The organism is Neptunicella sp., assembly GCF_048268085.1.
Taxonomy (GTDB): domain Bacteria; phylum Pseudomonadota; class Gammaproteobacteria; order Enterobacterales; family Alteromonadaceae; genus Neptunicella.
Genome location: NZ_JBLWWF010000019.1, coordinates 83,814 through 90,808, shown reverse-complemented (window position 1 = coordinate 90,808; position 6,995 = coordinate 83,814). Strand labels below are relative to the sequence as shown.

The window sequence follows — 6,995 nt, the reverse complement described above, 5'->3', positions numbered from 1 at the left end:
GGTTCCGTCCAGATCAAACGTTCTGGCATAACTGTCATCATTGACCCATTCCATACCTGTCACTGCCCGTAACGCCAGAAAGTCCCTTAACATGGGCCAGTTATAGGGAGGTCGAAACGCCAAACTTAGCTGAATATGATCATTCGCCAGGGGTTTATTTTTCCTGACTTGTGCCGGGGACAGCTGTAAACGCTTTTTGAAAAGATCTTGTAAGCGTCGGGATGATTGAAATCCGCATGACAGCGCCACCTGCTCTATTGATAACGCTGTTTCATGCAGCAATTTTTTGGCAAACAACAACTGTTGGCACAATTGATACTGCTTCGCAGTCATCCCGACTTTTTGACTAAATAAATTACGTAAATAACGATCTGAAATTCCCAATTTAACAGCGATATGTTGCAGCGTTAATTGCGGATAATCGGTCAATAATGTTAATGCCCGCTCAACCGTGGTATCAACACCTTTCCAGGCCCAGGATGAAGGGGCACTATCGGGACGGCAACGTAAACACGGTCTAAATCCAGCCTGCATCGCCTGTTCGGCCAACAAGAAATACTCAACATTGTGTTCTTTCGGCGGAGTGGCGGGACATATGGGCCGACAAAAAATTCCCGTTGATTTTACCGCCACAAAAAACTGGCCATCGAAGCGAGCATCTCTTGCTAAACGAGCTTGTTGAAACGATTGAATGTTATTCATCTGGCTACCGTATTGTTGCGATATAGGCATTGTAACGGCTTATGATTTTTTTAGGCGATAAAAACGGAACTGAGGCTAAACCCCGTTTGTGTTAGGCGATCACGACTTGATTTCGTCCTTTATCTTTTGCCCTATACAGCGCTTTGTCAGCACGTTTAAAACTTTGTTCAAAGCTCTGACCGCTCTGTAATTGGGTAGCGCCAATACTCACGGTAACGGGAATCGCTTTATCGGGAATAAACTGATGAGTCGCCACAATGCGGCGGATTTTTTCAGCCAAGAAGCTCACACTATAGCTATCACTAAAACGAAACAGTACAACAAATTCCTCACCTCCCCAGCGGGCCACAAGATCGTCATTGCGCATGTTACGACTGATTAGTTTAGCCAATTCTTCCAGTATTTGATCTCCAATTAAATGACCATGTTTATCATTGATCTGCTTAAAATGATCCAAATCAAGCAACAATATTGCGTAATGCTCGGATTCATTTTGTTTTTCGAGTATTGCTAAGGTCTGCGCTAATCCTTCACGATTACTGATCCCGGTCAATTTATCCGTTTCAGCTTGCTGTTTATAATAAGCACTTTGATTCGCCATTTCGTCTAACGCTATTTTATGCCGACGTTCTCTGCTGCGCATCGTATAAAAGCGAAACAGTAATTCAACCACAAAAGAAATTCCCCACAGGGCAATAATGGAAATATACAGAGTTTCTTTGGTTATCCACTGTCCCACCAATTCAACTTTTTTCAGTTTGAAGTCATGATCACCAAATACCACCGGATTAGCCTGATCAATCCCAAAAGAGATCACTTCATCTAATTCCGGTGCGGCATCTTTTCGAGGGATATTAAATTCGTCCAACCACCAATCCGCCACCGCTAATTCGGACAGCTTAACTTCAGTGCTAGTATGTAAATCGCTGGTCTTTACTATGGTTGAATTAAACTTACCAACTTCTAGCTCTTGTTTTTCCGAGTTGGCTTCTGCTGGATAGTAATTACGTACATATACTCTAATTTTTGACGCATCACCCTGATATTCAAGCGTCATGTCCAACTTTTCATATTCCGAAAAATCGATACGCTTATAGGGACTGGCAGACCAGGTTAAAGAAATGCCGCAATAAGGAAACGTTTCACTTTTAACCATATGGCATCGCCAGGAAAACTGCTTACGATCCAGCCATTCGAGGCTACTGTTGCCGCCGACTTCGGCATCCGTATAGGTTTGAATTTGATTGTTTGGCAGAGGATGGATAAGTTTGCGTTTATTAGGTAAATAGTCATGCAACAAAACTGCACCTAACATTAGTATGTAGGCACTAATACGGAGTTTTAACAGTAAGTTTGATTGACTAAACAAATCAGGAACAGCCTTGAGAGTGAATTTGTCGATGATGATAAAACTGCAAAATAACTCCGTGACTTGAGGCTGCTCCGATTGTTAACGCATTGTTATATCCTACTTGGCCGCTGTTTTCAAATAAGTATAGCCGGCTAGGCAGGCCTCATAAAAGTCAGTCCACTTAACACCTTCACGAGGTTTGATATCTCCGCTAGAGATCCGTTTATCGATCATCTTTTTAACATTTTGCGCCATCGCTGAAGGGTTATATTGCATAATTGACAACACATCTCCCACCGATGAACCGGCAACAAATTCTTCGATATAAAAATCTTCAGGATCATCATCATAGCTATAAATATGCACTTCGTTTAACCGACCAAACAAGTTATGCATGTCCCCCATAACATCTTGATAAGCGCCGGTTAAAAACAAACCAATAAAATAGTCTTCACCGGGTTTTAGTTTATGCATGGGAATAATGTCAGAAATACCGTGTTCACCGACAAACTGGTCAATCTTGCCATCGCTATCACAGGTTATATCCACCAACGAACAATTAATCGTCGGACGCTCATTCATGCGGGTAAGCGGAATCACCGGCAATACTTGATCAATTGCCCAGGTATCTGCAGCTGACTGGAATACCGAGAAATTGCATAGATATTGCGATGATAAATTAAATTCAAGCTCTTGCATTTCTTCAGGTACAAATTCTGCAGTACGCAGTTTTTGCTGTACTTCCATCATAATTTGCCAATACAAGGTTTCAATCTTGGCTAATTCAGACAGGCTTAACACCCTTAATTTAAAGGCATCCAGAGCTTGTTCTTTATATTGTGAAGCATCATTAAAGATTTCCTGAATATTATCGGCTTCACCGACCGTCTCAGCCAAGCCGCGCATGTTACTAACAAATACGTGTTCGCCTTCTTGTACCCCGGTATCAAATTCCGCACCACCACTACTGCGAATTTCACCCATAATTTGAGTAACCACACAGCTGTGATGTGCAGTAATCGCACGACCACTTTCACTAACCAGATTAGGATGTGGCACTTTTTCCAAATCACAGACTTCTTTAATGCCGTAAACAACATCAGCGACATATTCTTGCATGTTGTAGTTGCGCGAAGAATCATTGGTAGATTGACTGCCATCGTAATCAATCCCTAACCCACCGCCGACATCGACATATTCCAGTGGGACTCCCATACGGTATAACTCGGCATAAATCCGGGCTCCTTCACTAACGGCTTCTTTTACCGAACGAATGTCAGTTAACTGACTACCAATATGGAAATGTAATAATTTAAGACAATGATCCAGTCCATGCTCACGGAGATAAGCGGTGGCATTAATAATTTCAGCAATGGTGAGACCAAACTTAGCCCGATCACCACCGGAACCTTCCCATTTACCTCGACCTTTAACGGTCATTTTTGAGCGTAAACCCACTAAAGGTTCAATACCCACTTCTTTGGATATTTTAACTAGCGAGACCAATTCGGAAAATTTCTCAACAACCACAATAATTTTGCGGCCAAGTTTGCGCCCCAATAATGCCAGACGCATAAACTCCTCATCTTTATAACCATTTAAAATAGTTAACGAGTCTTCATTGGTGTTATACGCCAACGCGGTGATCAGCTCTGCCTTCGAACCGGCTTCCAAACCATAGTTAAAGGATTCACCGGCATCGACAATTTCTTCCACCACTTCACGCATCTGGTTCACTTTAACCGGATACACCCCCATGTAGCTGCCTTGATATTCGGCTTCGTCAATATTATTGCGAAAGGCGGTGTTCAACTGGGCAACTTGAGAGCGTAAAATATCGTGAAATCTGACTACTACTGGAAACTGAATGCCTTCCTGTTTGATTTCATCTAATACCGCTTTAAAATCTATACGAATATCAGGATTATTCAGATCGGGAGTGATCTTAAGGTTACCGTTTTGGCCAATGCCAAAATAACCACCACCCCAACGATTAACGCGGTAAAGACGCTCGGCATCTTCAATTGTCCAATCTGCCAAAATACTATCTCCAATAAGGGTCTATTGACCTTTCATATTCATCACTGCTGGTGACTTTTTTTCTTCTCACAGGGCAGAAAACGCACGAATAGCGGTTCTCTTTAAGCGTTTGATAACGCGGTGAGAAGGAAAAATAGTCCCAGCCCTTAGGGTTGAGCCTGAAAATCCCTCACTCTTTGTTGCAAGCAGACTTATTTAGCTGACTAAATAACGCTGCTTACATCACTGTTGAGAAATGAATAATTCTTAACAGTGGCGAAAATAAAAGGTCAGCGGCCCCTGGTGAGGCACAGAATTAATTCCCGCACCACTTTTGCTGCAAAAACGGAACTGTTACCGGATGAATCTATTTCCGGCGATAACTCGACGACGTCGGCACCGACGAGATTTTTTTGGGCCAATACTTTGACCAATTTAATAAACGAGTGGAAATCCTCACCACCAGGTTCCGGTGTACCCGTACCTGGAAAAATACCCGGATCGAAATAATCTAAATCCAAGGTCAGATAAATTGGCCGATCAGCCGGAATCGCATCGATTTCATCAATAAACGAATTACGGCAAGTACGAATAGTGCGATTTGAGCGCATCCATTCGTATTCCTCTTTGGTACCGGATCGAATGCCATACTGAATTAACTGATGTTCAGGACCGAAATGATCCAATGCCCGACGAATAATCGACGCATGAGAATAATGATAACCCAGATAACCATCGCGCAAATCGGCATGAGCATCCAAGTGGATTAGTACAAGATCAGGATATTCATGCAAGTAAGTTTTGATCGGAGCATAGGAAATAGAATGCTCACCGCCTAAGGTCAATACCTTAATCTTGTTTTCGGCAATATTGGCAGTGGCAAATAAGCGTTCAAAATCAGTGGTGGCATGCTGCCATTGTTGTTCTGCATCATCGCTATCACCTAAACTCAAGTTCCCCAAGTCGAAAAAATCTCGCTGGGCAATATCCTGATCCAGATAGGGCGAATAACTTTCTATATCATCCGATACATCACGCAACGCATCAGGCCCCATTCGGGTGCCTTTGCGAAAACAGGCTGTTCCGTCGAACCCAAAACCAATCAGATACAATTGCTCAGACGCGAGATTGTTGGCAACTTTAGCCTGATGAAAAAGAGTGGATGGGGACTGTAATGGAATGCTAATCATAGCTATTGATCCAAATTAGTAAGCGACCACCATTATAGTGGCTAAATATCAAGGCGAGTATTACTTTCGTACTCATAATTTGCTTTGGTCTATTGTACATCATCAGAATAAACAACCAAACCACGATAATGCTGCATTATTCATTCAAGTTGCATAAAAATGAGTTTCAACATGACCGCAGGAAGTAAATATTCATCATATTAAAGATAAAATGAAGAAAATATTCAAAATCAATATAAATAATACCAGTTTGGATTGATTTTATTTAGCCTGATGTCATCATATCGCCCATGTCTTATCAGTCAGACGACCAATGAAAACATCAGCAATTAAACGAACCATATGGCTAATATTGGGCTTGTCCCTGTTATCTGCTTGTGGGCAGAAAGGCCCTCTTTTTATGCCTGAGCCAGCACAAAGTAATCAGCCTTCACCACAATCACAGCCCAATCATGCTGAAGAGGTAAAAAACTAACATGGATTATTTTAATTATAAAAATCATCAATTAATGGTCGAAGATGTACCTGCCTCAGTGTTGGCAGAGCGCTTCGGTACTCCATGTTATGTTTATTCAAAAGCTACCATTGAACGTCATTGGCAAGCCTTTGATAACGCAGTCGGTCAGCACCCTCACCTAATTTGTTATGCCGTAAAGGCAAATTCCAATATTGGCGTATTATCGGTATTAGCCAAACTCGGTTCCGGTTTTGACATTGTCTCTGGCGGTGAATTAGCGCGGGTATTAGAGGCAGGCGGCGATCCAACAAAAGTGGTTTTTTCCGGCGTAGCCAAAACCGAACAAGAAATTGCCTACGCACTTGAGCAAAATATCAAATGTTTTAACGTAGAATCCATTCCTGAGTTACAACGAATCAATAAAGTGGCGGCCGAGCTCAATGTCATTGCGCCCATCTCACTGAGAATTAATCCTGATGTAGATGCCAAAACCCATCCCTATATTTCCACTGGCTTAAAAGCCAATAAATTTGGTATTGCCCGTGAACAGGCAATTGAAACCTATCAACAAGCAGCTCAACTCAGTCACCTGAAAATTACCGGGATGGACTGCCACATTGGTTCACAACTTACTGACGTTGCACCTTTTGTCGATGCTTTACATAAATTATTGGCATTAATCGATGAATTGGCTGAATTGGGCATTACCATTTCCCATTTGGATGTAGGAGGGGGCTTAGGCGTACCTTACAACAATGAAACCCCACCCAGTCCCTCTGAATATGTAGCCGCGTTAACCGCACAATTACAGGGACGAGATAATCTGACCCTGATTTTTGAACCCGGTCGCGCGATAATGGCTAACGCTGGTATTTTGTTAACTAAAGTAGAATTTCTCAAGCAAGGTGAAGAAAAGAACTTTGCGATTGTAGATGCCGCCATGAATGACTTGATCAGACCGGCACTTTATTCTGCTTGGCAAGCTATTGTACCGCTAAATACGGCTTTAAAACGTGACAATGCGATTTATGATGTGGTCGGCCCGGTGTGCGAAACCGGTGACTTTTTAGGTAAGGATCGTGAATTGGCCATTGCCCCTGATGATTATCTTGCCGTACGCAGCGCTGGTGCATATGGGTTTACCATGTCCTCCAACTACAATAGCCGCTGTCGCGCGGCCGAAGTCATGGTCGATGCTGAACAAATATATTTGGTGCGTGAACGAGAAAAACTAAAAGATCTCTGGAAAGGTGAGCATAAAATTCCGTAGACTAGG

General features: G+C 42.5%; 6 protein-coding genes. 2 read left to right on the top strand and 4 right to left on the bottom strand.

Annotation, left to right across the window (positions count from 1 at the left end; all coding sequences use genetic code 11):
- The 4 genes from ACTD55_RS15170 to speB form a co-directional block, all read right to left on the bottom strand.
- Positions 1-702, bottom strand: a 702-nt coding sequence (locus ACTD55_RS15170; protein ID WP_438865184.1) for a bifunctional transcriptional activator/DNA repair enzyme AdaA, incomplete at its 3' end; no start/stop codon positions are given.
- A gap of 91 nt (positions 703-793) precedes the next feature.
- Positions 794-2,017, bottom strand: coding sequence for a GGDEF domain-containing protein (locus ACTD55_RS15165; protein ID WP_438865183.1), 1,224 nt, complete (start codon positions 2,015-2,017; stop codon positions 794-796).
- Between the two features lie 153 nt (positions 2,018-2,170).
- Entirely contained in the window at positions 2,171-4,093 is a 1,923-nt protein-coding gene (gene speA, locus ACTD55_RS15160) for a biosynthetic arginine decarboxylase (RefSeq protein WP_438865182.1), read from the bottom strand.
- A 269-nt stretch (positions 4,094-4,362) separates the two neighbouring features.
- Positions 4,363-5,262 (bottom strand): agmatinase, encoded by a 900-nt coding sequence (gene speB / locus ACTD55_RS15155; protein WP_438865181.1) that lies wholly within the window; start codon positions 5,260-5,262, stop codon positions 4,363-4,365.
- 313 nt (positions 5,263-5,575) lie between these two features.
- Here speB and lptM point away from each other — a divergent pair, with 313 nt between their 5' ends.
- Positions 5,576-5,737 (top strand): LPS translocon maturation chaperone LptM, encoded by a 162-nt coding sequence (lptM, locus tag ACTD55_RS15150; RefSeq protein ID WP_438865180.1) that lies wholly within the window; start codon positions 5,576-5,578, stop codon positions 5,735-5,737.
- Position 5,738: 1 nt separating this feature from the next.
- On the top strand, positions 5,739-6,989 hold the full coding sequence (gene lysA, locus ACTD55_RS15145) for a diaminopimelate decarboxylase (protein ID WP_438865179.1): 1,251 nt from the start codon (positions 5,739-5,741) through the stop codon (positions 6,987-6,989).
- Positions 6,990-6,995: the final 6 nt, after the last annotated feature.